The organism is Mucilaginibacter sp. P4_E8, assembly GCF_056401495.1.
Genome location: NZ_JBFUJG010000331.1, coordinates 1 through 2,019 on the forward strand (window position 1 = coordinate 1; position 2,019 = coordinate 2,019).

Annotated in this window: 2 protein-coding genes and 1 pseudogene; 1 reads left to right on the forward strand and 2 read right to left on the reverse strand. The window is 36.6% G+C overall.

Annotation, left to right across the window (positions count from 1 at the left end):
• Positions 1-374: pseudogene (locus AC1DRQ_RS31080) on the forward strand (SDR family NAD-dependent epimerase/dehydratase); the annotation flags it as partial.
• Positions 375-490: 116 nt separating this feature from the next.
• Here the strand turns inward: AC1DRQ_RS31080 and AC1DRQ_RS31085 are convergent.
• Positions 491-1,471, reverse strand: a complete 981-nt coding sequence (locus tag AC1DRQ_RS31085; RefSeq protein ID WP_477429931.1) for a hypothetical protein — start codon at positions 1,469-1,471, stop codon at positions 491-493.
• A gap of 2 nt (positions 1,472-1,473) precedes the next feature.
• Positions 1,474-2,019: MBOAT family O-acyltransferase (locus AC1DRQ_RS31090; protein WP_477429933.1), on the reverse strand; the 546-nt coding region annotated here is incomplete at its 5' end.

A 2,019-nucleotide genomic window follows, 5' to 3' on the forward strand; every position in this document is an offset into this window, starting at 1 on the left:
CCTTTTGTTATGTGGATGACCTGGTAGAAGGTATTTACCGCCTGCTGCACAGCGACTATGCACAACCCATGAACATCGGCAACCCGGATGAGATCACCATCAAACAATTTGGCGAAGAGATCATTAAGCTTACCGGCACCGATCAAAAGCTCATCAGCCTGCCATTACCGGTGGATGACCCCAAACAGCGCCGCCCGGATATTACCAAAGCAAGGAGCATTTTAGGCTGGGAACCCAAAGTCGCCAGAAGCGAGGGCCTCAAGATCACCCTGGATTATTTTAAATCCCTGCCTCAAAAGGAAATAAACCATAAGGATTTTGCGTACTATAATAAACTACACCATTTTCCAGTAGTCGAAAATATTGCAATATAAAATTAACTGAACCTATTAAAAGAAAGCCCGGACCCGAGTTGTTAACTCTGATCCGGGCTTTCTTTATTTTATAAACAGCGAGCTAAATAAGTCAAACGCCCACTTGCAATATGATGTTACTTATCATTTAAAGCCTGGTAGTTCTTTACACAATCGGTGGGTTTAAGTCCAGCCACGGTATTTAAAATACCAGATCTCTTTAGCGTATCAATTAGTTTGGCATTATATATATTAACTCCAAACTGATTTAAATGACTATCATCATAGTACATATTATCAGGTAAATTCAATATTTTATTGAAATTATAATACTCACCCAAACCAGAAAACAACCTGTCAATTTCATCATTATTTGTATAGGAATTATAGTTCGATTTTGAAAAAGGCGCCTGCACTATGATGTATTTAATGTTTCTGTGCCGCAACTCAGCCAGCATTTTTTTAAATGCGCCTAACTGTAAAGCAGATACACTAATTTTTTGAGTAAATCTTACCTTCTTAAATTTCAAACTTTCATATGATTGCACATATCCTCCGGGAATATAGGTATCTCCTTTTTTGTCTAATTTCTTTTGCTTTCTTAAATGGAACGTATTATTAAATGCGCCAAATATTAAACTGTTATAAAGCCTGATGTTATTAATTTCGAACGACATTTTCACGATATCCTTATCCATTAATCCACTTGATATCAAATCTATTTGCGATTCTAAGCCATCCACACCAAATAAAATGGGATATATGTCAACAATAACAAATTTTGGTTTTAAATTTTTAATATACTTTTCTACCAGGTATTTTGTTTGTAATGGCGATTGAGAACTTGAGCCAAGATTAAAAACACTTAATCCTTCCTTTTTAAATATCCTCGGGTCATAACCCCTGTAAGCATGTGATGATCCTATAATTATTACATCAACTCCATTTACCTTTGCCGCCTCGCTCATCCTCCTGCTGGTAAAGCCCAATCCCCCAAAATCATCAAAGTTTTTAGCAAGCGACGAGGGAATTAATGTTCCAAATATTAATATCGTTATGATATAAAAAACGCTGGCAAACGCTATAAATAAGCATAGTCTAACTRTAAATCGTTTCATAACTAAAATTGAAAATAAATAAAATCTGACCCGCTCGTTTGCATGTACATGCCTATACAAACTATAATGAATGAATAAAAACTCCACCTTAAAACAGGTGTCCACCTTATCCCTATATTTTCAATAGCATACTTTCCTTCCCTCCCAATCCATTCAATGATCACGAATAAAATGATTATAACCAGAATTACAGGTCGGGGTGACGTTTGAGGCATCTTAAATAAGTCTTTAGAAAATATACCGCCTATTATTTGTAGCGCTTGCCCTACACTTGCCGAGCGGAAAAATATCCATGCTATTAAAGTTAAAGAGAAGGTTAGCAGAATATCAAAAAGCTCCCGCAGAGAAGGAAGGGACTTGCCTTTTGCTACTATTTCTAAGTTGCTCCTGYTGGTTTTGAAAATTATAGAGGGCATTATAAAAAGTGCATTTAGCGCGCCCCATATTACAAATGTCCAGTTTGCTCCGTGCCAAAATCCGCTCACTATAAAAATGATAAATGTATTTCTAACCCGCATCCATAAACCACCTTTACTGCCACCTAAGGG